Source organism: Dethiosulfovibrio russensis, from assembly GCF_021568855.1.
GTDB lineage: Bacteria > Synergistota > Synergistia > Synergistales > Dethiosulfovibrionaceae > Dethiosulfovibrio > Dethiosulfovibrio russensis.
Map to the genome: position 1 here is coordinate 250,661 of NZ_JAKGUG010000001.1, position 17,694 is coordinate 268,354.

Genomic DNA, 17,694 nt, shown 5'->3' on the forward strand with positions numbered 1-17,694 from the left:
CAATGAGAGCAGTTATCCAGAGAGTCTCCCGAGCTGCCGTATCGGTCGACGGAGTTGAGACCGGGAGTATCGACAGGGGCTTTTGTGTTTTTCTTGCCGTAGGTCAAGGAGATGGCCAGAGACAGGTCCGTTGGTTATCGGATAAAATAGCCGGATTGAGAGTCTTCGAGGACGAGTCTGGAAAAATGAACCTCTCCCTGAGCGAGGTGGTGGGAGAGGTTCTGCTGGTGTCCCAGTTCACCCTTTATGGAGACTGCCGTAAAGGGCGTCGTCCTTCTTTCGTTAAATCAGCGCCTCCCGATAAGGCGAAAGAACTCTACGAGGCCTTTATAGAGGCTTTGAAGGAGAAAGGTCTGGTAGTGGGGACCGGAGTCTTTCAAGCCCACATGGTCGTCGATATCGTCAACGATGGGCCCGTTACTCTAATAGTGGATACTCCGGAGGATATGTGATATGAAATGGAAGCGTTTTCCCTTGGGATCTCTTTGGACGAACGGTTATCTTCTCTGGGATGACGATGGAGTTGGCTTCTTCGTCGATCCCGGAGGAGACCCGACGGATGTGTTCGAATGGGTTGATCAACACGGTATAGACGTCAAGGCCATTGTATTGACCCACGGACATGGAGATCATATAGCCGGTGCCGCCGCGATGTCAGAACGGTTTGGTTCTGACGTATGGATTCACAGAGAGGACGAAGAAATGCTCTGCGATAGGGACAAAAACCTCTCTTCCAATTTGGGAACCGAGTGCCCTGCGGTCGTTGCCACGGGATATCTTGAGGAGGGGGTTCCCCTTTCCGTAGGACGGATGGATCTTCAGGTGATCCACACTCCCGGACATACAAGAGGGAGCTGCTGCGTTATCGTTCAAGATGGCAACGACAGGCTTCTTTTGGCGGGAGACACCCTTTTCGCCAGGAGCATAGGAAGGACCGATCTTCCGGGAAGCGTGCCGGGACTGATGTCCGGATCGCTGGAAAGGGTAGCTTCATTGGACGACGATCTTATCGTGCTTCCAGGCCACGGTCCGGAAACTACCATAGGGACCGAGAGGCGGGAAAACCCGTTCCTGTCATGACCGAGGATCAGCTTCCGAGAGAAAGGCTTTTCAGCAACGGAGCAACGGCTCTGAACGATGTCGAGTTGCTCGCCATATTGTTGAGGACTGGCGGAGGCGGGGAAGATGTCCTCGGCCTTTCCGAGTCCATATTGGATGGATTTGGAGGTTTGGGAGGCCTTACCAGAGCGTCGGTAAAAGAGTATCTTTCCTTCAAGGGCATAGGGAATGCAAAGGCGGCCAGTCTTGCAGCCGCCGTCGAGATAGGTAGGAGATTGGCTATCTATAACGGCCGTGATCCGTCCAGACCTCTCTCCTGGAGGGACGAGCTGAGGAATATCCAGGTACGTCTTTCCGACGAGCCCAGAGAGTTTATCGTGGCTATCTTTCTAGGAGATAGAGAGCGTTTTCTATCCAAGGAGATGATCTCCTTTGGAGGTCCTGACGGAGCTAGTTTGGATATCAGGCATTTCATGAGGGTCGCAGTTCGTCTGGATGCCTACGGAGTGGTTCTGGTGCACAATCATCCCGACGGCTCTTTGGAAAGCAGCGCCGAAGACAGAACGCTTACCCGGATTGTTCGCGAAAGACTGGACGCATTGGGTATTCGATTTCATGGCCACTATATAGTCTCCAGGCTGGGTATAGCTGCGGTGGAGTAATAGGGGCAAGGATAAAGAGGAGGAACTTAAAGGTGGGCTTCTTTTCTGGTTTTTTGGGCAACGACGTAGGTATCGATCTTGGAACGTCCAATGTCGTAGTCTATCAGTGTGGTGAGGGGATCGTTCTGGATGAGCCTTCCGCCGTGGCGGTTAGAAAAAGAAAAAGGGGCGGGCAAGCCGAGGTAATAGCCTTTGGGCACGAGGCCAAGGCCATGGCCGGAAAAACCCCTGCGGGAGTGTCCACGATAAGGCCCTTGAAGGACGGGGTAATAGCCAACTTCGATATGACCGAGGCAATAATACGTCATTTTCTCCAGCTTACAGGAGGGGCAGGCATAAAATCCAGACCCAGAGTAGTCATATCCGTTCCGGCAAAGGTAACAGAGGTGGAAAAAAAGGCTGTCATAGACGCGACCTTGGGAGCAGGAGCCAGAGAGGCCTACGTTGTCGACGAGCCGATCGCGGCGGCTTTGGGAGCGGGGCTTCCCATACAGGAACCCATAGGAAGCATGATTCTAGACGTAGGAGGGGGGACCAGCGAGGTCGCTGTATTGTCCCTCGGAGGTATAGTGGTTAACAACTCTCTGAGAGTGGCCGGTGACGACATGGACGATGCCATAATAGCCATGTTGAGGCAAAAGCACGCCATTTTGATAGGAGAGACCACAGCGGAGTCTGTGAAGATGGAGATCGGATCAGCTCTGCCTACGGGAGAAGAGATAGAGATAGAGGTAAAGGGCAGGGATCTAGCGGACGGCTTGCCTAAAGTAGCGACTGTCTCATCTGCCGAGATAAGGGAGGCGCTGGATCCTCTGGTTTCCAGAGTGGAGGACATGGTCAAGGTAGCCCTCGAGCAGACTCCTCCGGAGCTATCGAAGGACATAGTCGATCAGGGGATCGTCTTGACCGGTGGAGTCTGTCAGCTTCGTGGTTTGGACCAGCGTCTCTCAAGGGCTTTGAACGCCCCGGTTATCCTATGTGATGATCCGTTGCACTCCGTGGCTCAGGGAGTCGGCAAGATCCTAGAGGATCTGAACGCCATGAAGAAGGTATTGATGTCCGTGGAAAAGGGGAGCCGTTGATATAGACCTCGGAGGATGGCATGACGGAGAATCGTCAGGGATACGTAATATCTGGACTATGCGCCGTGGCTCTAGGGTTGGTGTTGACTCTAGGGACCGGTAGTCCCTTTACTGAAAAGGCTATGGGACTATGGACCGATTGTCTTGTCTGGTTGGAGCAGCCCGCGTCCCATCTTAGGGGTCTCTACTGGACAGGACGTAAATGGGTCTTAGAGAGACGTTTTTTAATAGACAAACTGTCGAAAATGGAGGAGGAAAACGACGCCCTTTTCCTCTCTCTTCATCTCAAAGACGCTTTGGATTTGCGGGATTCTCTTTTGAAATCAACCGAGAATGCAATGGTGGACCTAAGATTGCCTCTGAGCTGGTGGGAGGAGATAAGGATAAACCAAGGCGGCATGGATGGTATCTCCCCTGGAGATCCGGTTTTACAAAAAGGTTTTTTAATAGGCCGGGTAAACCGTGTGGACGGAAGCAAATCGTGGATTACCCTTTTGGCCTCCACGGAAGAGATGATACCGGTGGTGATAAGGGAGACTAGAGATGTCGGCGTGGTAGTCGGAGACGGCATGGGAGGAATATGGCTTTGCTATATACCGTTGGATTCCGAGATCAAAGCGGGAATGAACCTGGACACAGCATTGATCAGCGAGATAATCCCTCCGGGGATCCCCGTCGGAACTGTGACGGACGATATAAGGGAAAACGAACAGGGATATCGTGAATATCGGATTTCCTCCGGGGCCGACCTATCCAGGCTTTACGACGTGAAGGTCTTTCGTAGAGGGGACATGTTGCCATGACGGTAGCCTTGATCTTTGCCTGGTGTCTGCAGGACTTTCTTCAGGCATTGTTTTTGGGGTGGACCAACTCTCCCGATATCTTTCTTATGACCTTGTTGACCGTGGGATTGATCGATGAAACGGCTGAGCACAGCTACATATGGATAGCTTTCATAGGAGGATTACTCATAGACCTTCGATGGACCGGGGTGCCTGGAATGCACGGTGCCTTGTTTTGCGCTGCCTACATGATTTCAAGCCTTTTTTGGTCCTTTATACCTAAGGAAGGTCGGGTCCCCTATATCTTTCTCTCTTTTGTTGCTGTGAATTCAAGTTTAGTCGCCTTGTTTAGATGGGTGCTATCGAAGGCCGGTTTGCCTATAGGGACGGCCTCCTTTGGGGCCTGGGTGTTGCTTACCGTACCTTTTATTCTGATATCATGGCTATATTACTGCTGGTTTTACAGGAGAGAAAATGTTTGACGATAAGGTTTTGCTTAATTCCAGACTTCGTCTGATAAGGATAGCACTGATGCTCTCTATGTTGATCCTGTTCAGCGGGTTGCTGTATTATCAGGTTTTTCGATCTGACAAGTACGTCAAATTAGCGACGTCCAACAAATTAAGGGTGGTCAGGCTTCCCGCAAGGAGAGGCAGAATTCTTGATGCCAACGGAGTGCTCCTGGCTAACAACGTTCTGACGTTCGATATAGTGGGCTATCCGTTAGACCTTAGAAAAGAGGGGATACTGTCCGGTTTCGCTGATCTGTTGGCCCGACATGGAATCCCCCTTTCCGAGAAAACTCTGGAAAAGAGGATAAAGAAACAGTACGTTGTACCATATCGTTCCGTCGTTTTACTCCGTAACCTGACTTTACCGCAAGTAACGGATCTGGTTGGGGATCCCGAGTTCCCGCCGCAGCTTTTTCACCTTCCCGTCTGGAGAAGGACCTACCCGGTAGGGTCTCTCGTCTGTCATGTATTGGGCTACGTTGGGGAGATTTCGGAGCGGGAGCTCAAGGAATTGGGACAGGACGGCGAGACCTCTCGTTTTGTCGGTGGTGACGTAATAGGCAAGGGAGGAGTAGAGCACTTTTACGAGGATCGTCTACAGGGTTACCCGGGACACAAGGTCCTGGAGGTCGATGCGAGAGGGCGGTTTGTGAGGGTCCTGTCCGGCAGAAAGCCCGTTCCGGGAGAAGATCTGTCTTTGACCCTCGATCTGGGAGCGCAGAAGTTCGCTGCCGATCTCCTGGGGGAGAGGCGAGGTGCCGTCATAGCCATGGACTTGAAGACTGGGGGGGTAAAGGTGCTTTACTCTAGCCCTACATTTGACCTAAACCCTCTCGCCTGGGGCGTTTCCTCCAAGGAATGGAAAGATCTCGTTTCCGATCCCCATCGTCCCATGATGAACAGGGCGATCAGCGGAACCTACTCTCCCGGTTCGGTGTATAAACCGGTCGTAGCCTATGCAGCATTAGCCGACGGGGTCGTAACGGAGAAGACTACTTTCTTTTGCTCCGGAAAATTTGAGCTCGGGAATCAGGTGTTTCGCTGTCATAGACGTTGGGGCCACGGAAACGAGGATCTTGTCGGAGCTCTAAGGGATTCCTGCGACGTCTATTTTTACGAGGTTGGACAGAGAGTAGGGATAGATTCGTTGGTTCGCTGGGGCAAGGTCTTTGGTATAGGCTTAAAGACCGGAATCGATCTTCCCGGTGAATCCGAGGGGAATATCGCTGGCCGAGAGTGGAAGGAAAGACGTTTTGGAGATAGATGGTATAAAGGCGATACAGTAAACTATTCGATCGGTCAAGGGTTTCTTCTGATGACCCCTATACAGATATTGAGGCAGTTTGGAGCTCTTGCAACGGGGAAATTGCTGCGACCTCATTTATTCTCCGATGCGGCTTCAGCCCCTGTTGACCTCGCCCTCTCTCCTAAATTTCTCAAAGTGGTCCAAAATGGAATGGCCGCTGTGGTCAAACCTAAAGGAACGGGATGGCGTGCCGGTATCTACGGAGTTTCTGTAGCCGGAAAGACCGGCACAGTCCAAAATTCCGGAGAGGACCATGCGGTGTTCGGAGGATACGCTCCGGCGGAAAATCCACGCTATGCTGCCGTAGCTTTTGTAGAGGAAGGATTGCATGGCAGCACCGCCGCCGCTCCCATAGTTGGGCAGCTTCTGGCGTATTTGGTCAAAAACGACAAAGGAGGTCCCGGCGGTGCTTCAGGAAAAGGCGAATGACGATATGGTTACTTTGAAAGGACAGGGCAGTCTATTGAGGTTGTTGCTGTCCGTAGATGGTCCTTTGGAGATCGTGTTATCTCAGGCCAGAAAAGCCCTGGATAAGGCCTCTTCCATGATCGGCGATATAGGTGTCGTCCTGGAGATCGGTTCCAGACGTCTGGATGGGATATCGATCGTTCGGATTCTGGAGGACCTTATATGGCCGATGTCTTTAAACGTGAAATATTGGAAGAGCGAGGATAAAGAATCGCTCCTTCTCCTTCGGAGATCGGGTTTTTCCTTAGAGGACGATACTTCCTCCTCCGAAAATATCTGTACCGGTGAGCCTTTGGTGGTGGACCGTTCTCTAAGATCGGGTCAGAAGGTGGTTCACGACGGAGACGTTCTTATACTGGGAAGCGTTAACGATGGTTCCGAGGTTTTGGCTTCAGGGAATATCTGTGTTTTTGGAAAGCTTCAGGGCCTTGCCCATGCCGGTTCCCAAGGGGACGATAGGAGGTTTATAGCCGTCGATTCTTTTATGGCACGTCAGGTAAGAATAGGCTGTAGGGTCAGCAACGAGATGGCCCAATCGGAACAACACTGGTGGGGAAGGCCTGTTATAATTTCCATTGAAAGAGGAGCTTTTTTGGTTACCGAACGAAAATAGTTTGTGTTTTTACGTAGATTTGATATAGATGGGGGTTTTTTCTGTGGATGCACGGGTGATAGTTGTTACCTCGGGCAAGGGCGGAGTGGGAAAGACGACCACCACCGCCAACGTCTCAATGGCGCTTGCCAAGAGAGGCTATAAGGTCGTGGCCGTCGATGCGGATATAGGACTCAGAAATCTCGATGTTATCCTCGGACTAGAGAATAGAATAGTATACAATCTAGTGGATGTAATAGAGGGAAATTGTGGACTTAGGCAGGCGATGGTGAAGGACAAAAGGGTGGAGGGACTTTACCTTCTCCCTGCGGCTCAGACCAGGACCAAGGATGCAGTCTCTCCCGACCAGATGAAAAATCTCTGCGACGAGCTCAAAAAGGAATTCGATTTTGTCCTTCTGGACAGTCCCGCTGGTATCGAGGGGGGCTTCCAAAATGCAGCAATAGGAGCCAGAGAGGCGCTGGTAGTGACCACTCCCGATGTTTCCGCTGTAAGAGACGCCGACAGGATAATAGGAATGCTCGAGTCGATGGGAAAGATGCCCATAAAGCTGATAGTCAACAGAATAAGGCCTCAAATGGTAGATAGGGGAGAGATGTTGTCGGTCGACGACGTTCTGGAAATCCTTGCAGTCGACCTGGCTGGAATAGTTCCCGAGGACGAATCGGTCGTGACCTCCTCTAACAGAGGCGAACCTCTCACCATGGGGGACGAATCTCCTGCTGCCAGGGCTTTCGCGAACATAGCTGGAAGGATAGTGGGAGAGGAAATAGACCTGCTGGACATGAAGTCGTCTCAAAAGGAAGGTTTTTTGGATGGCTTTAAAAAGCTCTTTCTTCGCAAGTAGAGAGGAACAGATATGAGTTTTCTGGATAAGATATTCAGCAAGAAAAAATCTCAGTCCGTCGCCAAGGAGAGGCTTCAGCTTGTATTGATCAACGATAGATCTGACATATCCCCTGAGGTATTGGAAAGGCTCCGCGAGGATTTGATCTCCGTAATATCCAGCTATATGGAGATAGATACGGAACACATAGAGATGGACTTCGATCGAGAGGGTAAGAAAGTAGCCTTGGTGGCGAACATCCCTGTGACCAATATCAGGAGGGGCCAGCGAGGCAAGAAGGATGTCTGAGGAAAGGGCATACTCCTTCAGTAAATCGTTGAAGGGACTCGACCTTGCGTTGCTTTTCTGCATCGTAGTTCTTTATTTTATAGGGGTTATCTTCATATACAGTGCAGCGTCGGGGATAAACGTCAGTGGAATTGGTTTCGCCCGTCGCCAGATGATATGGGGAGCCGTCTCGACACTGGCTTTCGGAGTGGTTCTGAAAATCGGCTACAGGCGTTTCTTAAGTTGGGGGTATTGGATATACGGTGGAATTCTCTGTTGCCTCTTGCTAGTCCTGCTGACCGGAGTCGTGGCCAAGGGAGCTCAATCCTGGTTTTCCTTCGGTGGACTTCGGCTGCAGCCATCCGAACTGGGTAAGATATCCCTGGCTTTATTGTTGGCCAAGCTTTCGGTATACGGCAAATTGGAGACCCTTTCAGGGTTTATGAGGGTGTGGGCACTGTCCGGGTGCAGTCTGGTATTGGTCCTGCTCCAGCCGGATCTGGGAAGTTCTTTGGTCTATGCGACCATGATCTTCGCCGCTTTATGGGCATCGGGGTGCCGTAAACGCCATTTCTTTTCCCTGATAGGTCTAGGATTGGCCATGCTTCCAGTGGGGTGGCATTTACTTAAGGAATATCAGAAACAGAGGTTGATGGTATTCGTGGATCCATCCCTCGACCCGCTAGGGGCGGGATATAACGTCATACAGTCCAGGATTGCCGTCGGGTCTGGATCGATCTGGGGTAAGGGATTTCTTCAAGGTACCCAGAGCAAGCTTCGTTTTTTGCCTGAGCCTCACACGGATTTTATCTTTAGCGTTTTTTCCGAGGAATGTGGCTTCATCGGAGGGGTTATCGTCCTAGCTATTTTTTCGTTGCTTTTCTGGAGAACGATCTCCATCGCGATCAAGACCAAGGATAAGCAGGCTAAAGTTATGATAGCCGCCTTGACCGCATGGATATGGTTTCAGGTCTTCGAATGTGTCGGGATGAGCATGGGGCTTCTTCCCGTGACGGGGCTTCCTCTTCCTCTTTTGAGTTACGGAGGTAGCGCCTTGGTCGCCACATCCGCTGCCTTGGGACTGATAGCGAGCGTCGGTATGACCGACGAGATGGAGCGTCAGACTTTTGAGAGGTAATCGTTTTTGTTTTTTAACTGACAGGGGAGCGATTTATGTTTTTTGACGAGTGGAACGATCGACGATGGGAAGCTATGGCCTCGGTCAAGCGTCCTTCGAGATACGCCGGAGGGGAGTGGGGAGACATCTCCCCCAAGGTAGACCCTTCCTACAGGATATGTCTGTGCTTTCCCGATGTCTACGAGGTGGGTATGAGCTATCTTGGGTATCAGCTTCTGTACTCCATGATAAAGGGACTTGATCGAATAGACGTGGAGAGAGCTTACTGTCCTTGGATAGATATGGAAAAAGAGATGAGATCCAGGAACATCCCCCTGGGATCTCTGGAATCCGATCGACCTCTGTCCGATTTCGACGCTTTAGGATTCACGTTGCAATACGAGCTCTCGTTTACGAATATACTGACCATGCTAGATCTGGGCGGAATCCCCCTTAAGGCATGTGATAGAGATGATGACGTCCCACTTGTTATAGCGGGAGGTCCGGGAGCACTGGCTCCCGGACCTATCTCCGAGTTTTTCGACCTTATCTGTCTTGGGGATGGAGAGGAAATGCTTCCCTCTCTGCTCGAGTCATTGGCCGAATCTTCCGGAATGTCACGGGACGAGAGAATTCGTATGGCCTCCGATATCCCGGGAGTTTACGCTCCTTCCTCTATCGATTGGACCTATGGAGAGTATGGCGCCGTTCCTCTTAGGGCGGAACGGCCTTTTTCGAGGGTGATCTCTTCCGACATGGAGTCGATATGTCCCGATTCGGCTATAGTTCCGTCCGCCAGTATCCTGCACGATCGGATCGCCGTCGAGGTCTTCCGTGGATGTTCCAGAGGATGTCGCTTCTGTCAGGCTGGGATGATATATCGCCCCATAAGGGAACGGTCGCCCGAAAAGGTATTGGAGACGGTAAAGAAACTTGCCGAGGCCACCGGATGGGAGGAGGTCAGTCTCGTCTCCCTGGCGAGTTGCGACTATTCCAGGATCGGCGATGCCATCGAAATGCTGAGGCCTTATCTGGATGCCAGGGACATGAAGCTCAGCTTGCCCAGTCTCAGGATGGACAACTTCGCTCTTTCTTTGGCCGCAGGACTCGACGTCATGAAGAAAAGCGGGTTGACCTTGGCACCAGAGGCGGGATCTCAGAGGCTTAGGGACGTGATAAACAAAGGGGTCTCCGAGGAAGACGTGGAGACTACTCTGAAAGCTGCCTTCGAGCACGGATGGAACAGGATGAAACTTTATTTCATGATGGGACTCCCGACAGAGACGGAGGAGGATCTTGCCGGGATTCTCAGGATAGCTGAGAGAGCTGCCAAGATCGGTCGTTCCATGAAGAAGAGGGGGCAGATCTCCGTTTCGGTGGCAGGTTTTGTGCCGAAACCTCACACTCCTTTCCAATGGGAGGCACAGGACGGTATCGAAACTCTCAGGGAGAAGGGACGGTGGCTCAAGGGACGTGTCAGGGATAAGAAGATATCCCTCAGGTACCATGAGCCTGAACAGACTTTTCTGGAAGGCGTTTTCGCAAGAGGCGACAGGAGATTGGGCGATGTCATAGAGCGGGCCTGGCGTCTAGGGGCCCGTTTCGACGGTTGGACGGAGACCTTCGATCTGTCCATATGGCTAAGGGCTTTCGAAGAATGTTCCGTCGACCCGGAATGGTACAACCAAAGGGAGAGATCTAGGGACGAGGGCTTCCCCTGGGATCATATTGATGTCGGAGTGACCAGAGAATTTCTCTGGAGGGAGAGATGCCGCTCCAGAGAGGGTCTTTTAACCCCCGACTGTCGTGGAGGGACCTGCTCTGTCTGTGGATGGCAGGGGCGAGGATGCAGCTGGTCCGGGGGAGGTGCCGATCTTGCCCAGAATTAGAATCCTTTTCTCTAAAAGGGGTCCTTTTTGTTTCATACGTCACGTCGAGTTGCCCCAGATATTCTCCCGGGCTGCCGCCAGGGCGGGGTTGTCCATAGAGTTGACGGAGGGATTCTCCCCCCATCCCAAGATCTCCCTAGGTCCTGCTCTGCCTGTCGGTGTGGTCGCCTGTGCCGAGCCGGCGGAGATCTGGTTCGACGAGTGGCGGGATTCATATCTCGAAAGGTTCGACGACGCTCTTCCCGATGGCCTATCGGCGTTCGCAGCAGAGTTTATCGAGGGAAAGTCGCTCAATAAACTCTGCGATGCTGGAGAGTATATCGTGCATTTCCCCTGCAGCGAAACGAGAGAGACCGTTCTGTCTCTCTTGAGAGAGGAAAAACACCCCTGGGAGGAAAACCTTCTCGATTGGGAGATAGTCGATCGCTCCATCCGTATGGTTATGTCGTCTCCCTCGCAGAAAGGTCCGGGGAACATAGTCAAAAAACTGGTCGAGATGGAGATAATCCAGGGCTGGGCCGATATCAGATTGGCTCGTCTTTCCGTAGGTACATGGAACAGCGAATCTAAAAAGGTGGTTCCTCTGGTCGAGAGCGCCTCTGGGACTCTTTCCGTCAGAGAGGGGTGAGACCGTGGCCGATCGGGACAGCGAGATCAGGATAATAGCCAACACAGTCGATCCCGAAGAGATGAGAGTAGCGATAATAGAGGGCGACAGGCTCAGAGAGCTCTTCATAGAGCGGATGTGGGAGCGCCAGAAAACAGGTGAGATCTACAAAGCCAGGGTGGAAAGCGTCTTACCGGGTATGAACGCCTCCTTCGTCAACCTAGGGGACGGCAGAAACGCCTTTCTCTACCTCAACGATGCCAAGGGGTACCATTTAAAGCCTGGGATGGACGTGGTTGTTCAGGTCGTCAAGACTGCCAGAAAAAACAAAGGAGCCAGGGTTACGACCAGACTGTCTCTGCCGGGACGTTTTCTCGTGATAGTGCCCGGAGGTCAGGACGTCGGGGTCTCAAAGAGGATCGTGGAAGATAAGGAACGTCTCAGACTTAGAGATGTAGCCAGACAGCTCTCGAAAAGAGAGGATATTGGCATTATCGTCAGAACCGCCGCCGAAGGTCAGGATCCGGAAATTCTCGAAAACGATTTCGATAGCTTGATGCAACTTTGGCGCGAGGTCGCACACGAGGCCGATGTTCAGACAGCCCCATGTCTTCTCTATCGGGATCCGGGACTTACCGGCCGTGTCCTTCGAGACGAGTTCTCCGGAGACGTCTTCGAGATCGTTACCGACAACGAGGAAGAGAAACCCAAGGTGGAGGAATGGCTGAGGACATACGGGGGACAGGTTATGCCGTCGGTATCCCTTCATCGAGGCAACACCCCTGTCTTCGAGTTCTACGATATAGAGAAAGAGGTAGCGGCTGCGTTGGACCAGAAGGTATGGCTTCGTTCCGGTGCCTATATAGTGATCGAACAGACCGAGGCTATGACGGTAATAGACGTAAATACCGGTAAATTCGTAGGCGATACGGACCTGAGACACACTGTTTTACAGACCAACCTCGAGGCAGCAGACGAGATAGCCTGGCAGCTTCGCCTCAGAGCCATCGGTGGGATAGTCATAGTGGATTTCATAGACATGGAATGCGAGGAAGATAAAACAGCCCTGGTCCATAGGATGGAACAACTTTTGGCCGACGATCGATGTCGCTCCAAGGTCTTCGGAGTTACCCATCTTGGGTTGGTTGAGATCACCAGAAAGAGAGCCAGAACTGACGTGAGGTCCATACTAACGAGAAGTTGTCCTTTTTGTGGCACCACTGCCAGGGTCTTGAAGGAAGACAGCGTCGCCGTGACCTTGAAACGATTCATCCGAAAAATCGTCAGGTCCAACAAATCTGAGGCTATGCTGTTGGAGTGTAACTCCCATATCGCCGGCTATATAGCGGAGACCTATCTCTCCGTATGGGAGGAGGCTTTCGAACGTGCCATAGCTCTATGTGCCGTTCCTTCGATGGATTGGGAGAAATTCAGACTGGACTATCAGGGGAGCAGTGAAGGGCTTGAAAAGAGAGTCGCCCAGCGTCAGGAGGAGGCCCTAGTTGTATATAGCACGACTTCAGCTTAAAAACTTCAAAAGTTTCGGTGGATCCCACGATCTGCCGCTCTCCGAAGGGTTTACCGCCATAGTCGGTCCGAACGGCAGCGGCAAGAGTAACATACTGGACGGACTCAGGTGGGGTCTGGGAGACAGCAACGGCGGGCGACTGAGGATCACCAGACAGTCCGATCTACTCTTTCAGGGAACTGCCACCCGTCAACCGGCCAAGTCGACCGAGATCGCCTTGGAGCTGAAGGACGCGGACGTTTCCACCGTCATACGCAGAAGATTCTCCGACGATTCCGGGGCGGTTACCCTGGTCGACGGCGTAAAGCATCGACTTCAGGATCTCTCGGAGGTCAAACGTCGATGGCGGCTGGACGGTGATAGATTTGCCTTTATCGGACAGGGCGACGTGACCGATGCCATTACCCATCGTCCCATGCAGAGGAGAAATCACCTGGAGGAATTGTTCGGGATAGATACCTATCGAAAGAGACGGGACGACGCCTTGAACAAAATCCTATCCGCCGAGGATGAACTGGGACGTCTAGAAGCTTTGATGGCCGAACTGGAATCCAGGAGGCGTGAGATAGCCCCGGCGGTGGTCAAGGCGAAAAAGGCTAGGGATATAGAGACGGCCCTGGATGAATCCAGGGCTGACTGGTATCGGCTCAGACGTCGAGACATGGAAAGCGAGATAGAGGATCTTTCCAGAAAACTGGTCGAGGAGAGACGCCGTTCCGAGGAGAGGCTTGGATGGAAGCTCATCTGGGATACCGCTTTGAACCGGCTTAAGGAAAAATCCGTCCAGGTGGAGAGACGTAGAATAGAATCCAGACAGAGACTGTCCAACATAGACGGTGTACTCGAGACCTTGGGAAGAGAGGTCTTCGAGCTCGAGACGGCGCTCAGGGTAGAGGAAGACAGGTTTTCACGGCTGGACATATCCTCCAGCGAGCTCAGGGAGAAGGAAAAAAAGGTCTCCGGAGAACTCGACTCTGCAAAGGAGGACCTGTTGTCGGTCGGTAATGGATTCGACGATAGACGAGCTGAGCTGGCAGATCTCGAGGCCAGGCAGGAGGATATCCTTCGAAAGATGGAGGCCCATCGTTCAAGGAGAGAGCAGTTGATCCTCCGGAAAGAGGAGTTACGCGCGTCCATAGAGGCGGCTAAGGCTAGAAGCGGAGCTCTTTCGGGATCGGACAGAGAACGTCGGACCGCGTTGAAAAAGCTTTCCTGCGAGATCGGCGAACTGGAGAAGTCTATCGAAAAAGCCAAACTCATCGAGCGGGATCGTCGAAACGACTTTAAAGAACGTTCCTCCTCGAGATTGAGGGCAAACAGAAAGTGCAGCGAATTAGGCGCCACGATTCAGCCTATTCGTAAGGAAATTCTACGGTTGGAGAGAGAGCAGGATTCCCTTTCATCTGCGGCAAACGATGGACTCTATCCGAGGCCGGTAAATCACGTAATCTCCGCGGCCGACCTCGGTCGTCTGACCGTGAGGCCGACCCCTGTGATAGAGTCGTTTCAGTGTCCCGAAGACCTTACAGTAGCCATGGACGCTGCTCTGGGAGGCCGTCAGTTCTGGTTGTTGGTCGAATCCATGGAGGATGCCAAAGAGGGTATAGAGGAACTCAAAAGGAGCAAGGCTGGAAGAGCCACCTATCTTCCTCTGGACAGGGCGAGGCCGAGGACGGTCGGGAACGTCCATCTTCCCGAAAAAGGCATCGTAGGTTGGGCTATCGACCTCATGTCCGTCATGGAGGTCTGGAGGCCCGCTCTGGAGCATATATTCGGAGATCTTCTGATCGTGGAGGGCTATGAAGTCGGGGCGTCTCTCGTCTCCGGAGGATACCGTTTCCCGATCGTAACGGTCGCCGGAGAGGTGTTCTCTCCGGGAGGAACGATAAGCGGAGGTCAAAAGCGCAATTCCGGAGGGGCCTTAAAGATAAGAGGACGGCTTCACTCGGTCGAAATAAGTCTTGACGAAAGCAGAAAAAAACTTAGATCTCTGGAGAGATCCCTGGAGATGGCGGAAGTAGAAGAAGCCAAGTGGGCAGAGGAGGAAAAGAAAGCCTCCGATCTCGTCTCAGAGGCGCAGACAGAGGTCCTCCGAGGCGAGAAGGTCCTGGCCGATCGAATCAGGGACAGGGATATGCTGGAGAGCGAGGCGGCCCAGACTGCCAATAGGCTGGAATCCCTCGATAAAGAGATCTCAGAGGCCGAATCGGAGTTGCTCTCCGTCTCGGAGGAGATCTCCGGTCTGACCGCCCCGGAGGACGAGACCGTAAGGGATCGACTGAACCAACTCCGTCCGGAACTGAAACTTTGGGAGGAACGTAAGACAGCTGCATCCTTACGGGTCGGAAAACTGAAGTCCGATCTGGATGAGATCAAAGCAACCCTCTCCAAAGCTCTGTCGGAATCCTTGACCCTCAAGGAGGAGATTGACAGAAAGGGCCGAAGGCTGTCTCAATTGACATCGATGGTGGATGCGAAAAAGAGAGAAAGAGCCGAGGAAAAAGCTGCTTTGGACGATACCGAATCCGGTGGAGGTCGTCTGGGTGAGGCTCTGGACCGTTGTTATCTGAGATATCAGCTCGCTTTGGAAAGGGCGGACGACGGGGAGAAAACCGTATCGTGGCTGGAGCAGAAAAAAGACAGGGTTGCCAGTCGTCTGGAAGACCTTGTGGAATCCTGGGAATCCCGATATCCCTATCTTCCCGAGGGGGATACGATCGAGGGAGATCTGGACGAGACGGAACGAAAGGTAAAGAGGCTGGAGAACGCTATGGCAGCTTTGGGGGACTTCGATAGAGGGGCTCTGTCGGAGGATCAATCCCTGGAAGACCGTATAGAATACTATCGCGAACAGACCGAGGACGTCTCCTCCGGCATATCGGAACTTCGCTCCCTCGTGGAGACAACTGACCTTCAGGCGGGAGAGCTGTTCGGAAACGCTCTGGAGAAAATAGACCTTCGATTCAACGGTCTTTTTCAGCGGCTGTTCGGCGGAGGCGAGGCCCATCTTAGGCTTCAGGAAGATGGAGGACTTTGGGACTCCGGAGTCGATATAGTGGCCCGTCCCCCTGGAAAGGGATCTGCTTATCTGGCTCAGCTCTCAGGAGGAGAGCAGACCCTCACGGCCCTCTCGCTCCTTTTCGCCTCTATGGAGGTAGCCCATGTGCCAATGGTAGTACTGGACGAGGTGGACGCCGCATTGGATGAGGTCAACCTGGGGAGATTTGCCGGTATAGTCTCGGACTATGCGGCCTCCCTTCAGATATTGGCGATGACCCATCGTCGTCAGACCATGGAGAGGGCCGACGTCATGTACGGTGTCACCATGTCCGAGCCCGGCCTATCCCAAATAGTAGGGGTCAGACTGGAGGACTGGCTATGATAGACCTTAAGTCCATAAGCGAAGATTCTATAAACGGCGTGGACATAAAATTGTTGCAACCTTTAAGGGGTCCGAGGGTGAACGTCGATACGGTCCTTCTCGCGGGGTTTTCGAAGGTTCGTAGAGGCGAGAGGGTCTGTGAGCTAGGTTGCGCTCACGGTGCCGTCTCCCTAATTCTGGCTAAAAGAAAGGAAATTTCCGTGGTCGGCCTGGATATACAGGAAAACCTGGTCCATATGGCGGAGAAAAACAGGGAGCTCAACGAACTATCAGACAGGGCCTCTTTTATACACGGAGATCTACGGGAAATACATAAAATCCTACCCCCTCAGGGGTTCGACGTCATAGTGGCCAACCCTCCATATGGCGATCCGATCAGACATAGGACCGGCAACAGATCGGAAAACGTCCTGGCGAGACATGGAGTGGTCTGTTCCGTGGAGGACGTGGCGGAGGCTTGCCGGTATCTTTTGGGAGACAAGGGAAGAGCCTACTTCGTCTTTGCCGCCGAGAGACTGGTGGATTTCCTCTGTGCCCTCAGGTCTCGCGGGGTGGAGCCTAAAGCTTTGAGAGCCGTCCATCCCAGAAGAGGCAAGGACGCCTCCGTCTTTTTGGTAAAGGCCCTCCGGTCGGCCTCTCCAGGTATCAGGCTTCTTCCTCCTCTGAGGATAAACGACGACAGCGGTAACTACACCGAGGATCTGCTGGAATTCTACTCTCCGGAGGGATCGCCATGCCCCTGATAGTTATACCGACCCCGGTGGGCAACATGGACGACATAACCTTGCGAGCCCTGGAGGAACTTGGAAAGGCCGACGTCGTGGCCTGTGAGGACACCAGACACTCGGGGTTGCTCCTCAAACGCCACGGAATAGACGCCAGACTGCTCTCGTATCATAAACACAACGAAGCCGGCAGGTCGGAGGAGCTGTTGGATCTTCTGGCTCGAGATAAAAGAGTGGCTCTAATATCCGATGCGGGAACTCCCGGCATATCCGATCCGGGATACGAGATCGTAAGAAAAGCCGTGGACGAAGGCTTCGAGATCGACGTCCTTCCCGGGGCGACCGCCTTCGTTCCGGCCCTGATTTTGTCGGGCCTCCCTCCCCATCCCTGTCTGTTTTTCGGGTTCCTGTCCGACAGAGAAGGGGACAGAACCAGAGAGCTGGCAGGGCTCAAGGACATTCCCTGGACACTGGTCTTCTACGTGTCGCCGCACAAGGTCGTAAGACATCTCGAATCGATGATATCCGTCTTCGGGGACAGAAAATCGGCTCTGGTAAGGGAGATCAGCAAGATCCATCAGGAAGCCTTGCGGGGATCCTTGACGGCAGTTCTCCGAAAGGCCGAGTCGGGGTTAAAAGGGGAGATGGTCCTGATCGTGGAGGGGGGCTCCGTCGATTCCGAAGACGAAGAGGCCCGGTGGAAAGAGAGGGCCCTAGATATGGTCCAGAAGGGAATGTCCCTGAAGGACGTTACCTTGGCGCTTTCGGAGGAACTGGGAATCCCGAAAAACCCGATAAAAAAATGGCTTCTAGGGCAAAAGGGAATAAAATAGAGGGAGTTTTACTTT

The 17,694-nt window shown here is 52.8% G+C and carries 17 protein-coding genes; all 17 read left to right on the forward strand.

From position 1 onward, the window contains the following. The first annotated feature begins 2 nt into the window (after nt 1–2). The 17 genes from dtd to rsmI are packed head-to-tail and all read left to right on the forward strand — an operon-like array spanning nt 3 to nt 17,679. Nucleotides 3–452, forward strand: a complete 450-nt coding sequence (gene dtd, locus L2W48_RS01240; protein WP_236097862.1) for a D-aminoacyl-tRNA deacylase — start codon at nt 3–5, stop codon at nt 450–452. A 1-nt stretch (nt 453) separates the two neighbouring features. Beyond that, nucleotides 454–1,080: an MBL fold metallo-hydrolase gene (locus L2W48_RS01245; RefSeq protein ID WP_236097863.1), complete on the forward strand. Its 627-nt coding sequence runs from the start codon at nt 454–456 to the stop codon at nt 1,078–1,080. Continuing rightward, entirely contained in the window at nt 1,077–1,721 is a 645-nt protein-coding gene (locus L2W48_RS01250) for a JAB domain-containing protein (RefSeq protein ID WP_236097867.1), read from the forward strand. Before L2W48_RS01245 ends, L2W48_RS01250 begins: the two co-directional genes overlap by 4 nt. 32 nt (nt 1,722–1,753) lie before the next feature. Continuing rightward, nucleotides 1,754–2,803 carry a rod shape-determining protein gene (locus tag L2W48_RS01255; protein WP_236097875.1) on the forward strand — a complete coding sequence of 350 codons (1,050 nt, stop codon included), beginning with the start codon at nt 1,754–1,756 and terminating at the stop codon, nt 2,801–2,803. 20 nt (nt 2,804–2,823) lie between these two features. Further along, nucleotides 2,824–3,606, forward strand: coding sequence for a rod shape-determining protein MreC (locus L2W48_RS01260; protein ID WP_236097877.1), 783 nt, complete (start codon nt 2,824–2,826; stop codon nt 3,604–3,606). Then, nucleotides 3,603–4,067 (forward strand): hypothetical protein, encoded by a 465-nt coding sequence (locus L2W48_RS01265; RefSeq protein ID WP_236097879.1) that lies wholly within the window; start codon nt 3,603–3,605, stop codon nt 4,065–4,067. Before L2W48_RS01260 ends, L2W48_RS01265 begins: the two co-directional genes overlap by 4 nt. Beyond that, nucleotides 4,060–5,832 carry a penicillin-binding protein 2 gene (gene mrdA / locus L2W48_RS01270; RefSeq protein WP_236097880.1) on the forward strand — a complete coding sequence of 591 codons (1,773 nt, stop codon included), beginning with the start codon at nt 4,060–4,062 and terminating at the stop codon, nt 5,830–5,832. Before L2W48_RS01265 ends, mrdA begins: the two co-directional genes overlap by 8 nt. Then, complete coding sequence (gene minC / locus L2W48_RS01275) at nt 5,810–6,484, forward strand: septum site-determining protein MinC (protein WP_236097882.1); 675 nt, start codon at nt 5,810–5,812, stop codon at nt 6,482–6,484. The genes mrdA and minC overlap by 23 nt, the downstream gene beginning before the upstream one ends. Nucleotides 6,485–6,527: 43 nt before the next feature. Beyond that, a complete protein-coding gene (gene minD, locus L2W48_RS01280; protein ID WP_236097883.1) occupies nt 6,528–7,331 on the forward strand; it encodes a septum site-determining protein MinD in 804 nt (267 codons plus the stop codon). A gap of 12 nt (nt 7,332–7,343) precedes the next feature. Then, nucleotides 7,344–7,619, forward strand: coding sequence for a cell division topological specificity factor MinE (gene minE / locus L2W48_RS01285; protein WP_236097887.1), 276 nt, complete (start codon nt 7,344–7,346; stop codon nt 7,617–7,619). Beyond that, on the forward strand, nt 7,612–8,736 hold the full coding sequence (gene rodA, locus L2W48_RS01290; RefSeq protein WP_236097889.1) for a rod shape-determining protein RodA: 1,125 nt from the start codon (nt 7,612–7,614) through the stop codon (nt 8,734–8,736). Before minE ends, rodA begins: the two co-directional genes overlap by 8 nt. A gap of 35 nt (nt 8,737–8,771) precedes the next feature. Next, nucleotides 8,772–10,604 carry a TIGR03960 family B12-binding radical SAM protein gene (locus L2W48_RS01295; protein ID WP_236097891.1) on the forward strand — a complete coding sequence of 611 codons (1,833 nt, stop codon included), beginning with the start codon at nt 8,772–8,774 and terminating at the stop codon, nt 10,602–10,604. Beyond that, entirely contained in the window at nt 10,591–11,232 is a 642-nt protein-coding gene (locus tag L2W48_RS01300; RefSeq protein WP_236097892.1) for a TIGR03936 family radical SAM-associated protein, read from the forward strand. Before L2W48_RS01295 ends, L2W48_RS01300 begins: the two co-directional genes overlap by 14 nt. 4 nt (nt 11,233–11,236) lie before the next feature. Further along, the gene (locus tag L2W48_RS01305) at nt 11,237–12,739 is read left to right on the forward strand and encodes an Rne/Rng family ribonuclease (protein ID WP_236097894.1); all 1,503 of its coding nucleotides are present in this window, start codon (nt 11,237–11,239) and stop codon (nt 12,737–12,739) included. Further along, nucleotides 12,714–16,121, forward strand: coding sequence for a chromosome segregation protein SMC (gene smc / locus L2W48_RS01310; RefSeq protein WP_236097896.1), 3,408 nt, complete (start codon nt 12,714–12,716; stop codon nt 16,119–16,121). Before L2W48_RS01305 ends, smc begins: the two co-directional genes overlap by 26 nt. Then, complete coding sequence (locus L2W48_RS01315; protein ID WP_236097898.1) at nt 16,118–16,864, forward strand: tRNA1(Val) (adenine(37)-N6)-methyltransferase; 747 nt, start codon at nt 16,118–16,120, stop codon at nt 16,862–16,864. Before smc ends, L2W48_RS01315 begins: the two co-directional genes overlap by 4 nt. After that, entirely contained in the window at nt 16,855–17,679 is an 825-nt protein-coding gene (gene rsmI, locus L2W48_RS01320) for a 16S rRNA (cytidine(1402)-2'-O)-methyltransferase (RefSeq protein ID WP_236097900.1), read from the forward strand. The genes L2W48_RS01315 and rsmI overlap by 10 nt, the downstream gene beginning before the upstream one ends. The last annotated feature ends 15 nt before the right edge of the window (nt 17,680–17,694 follow it).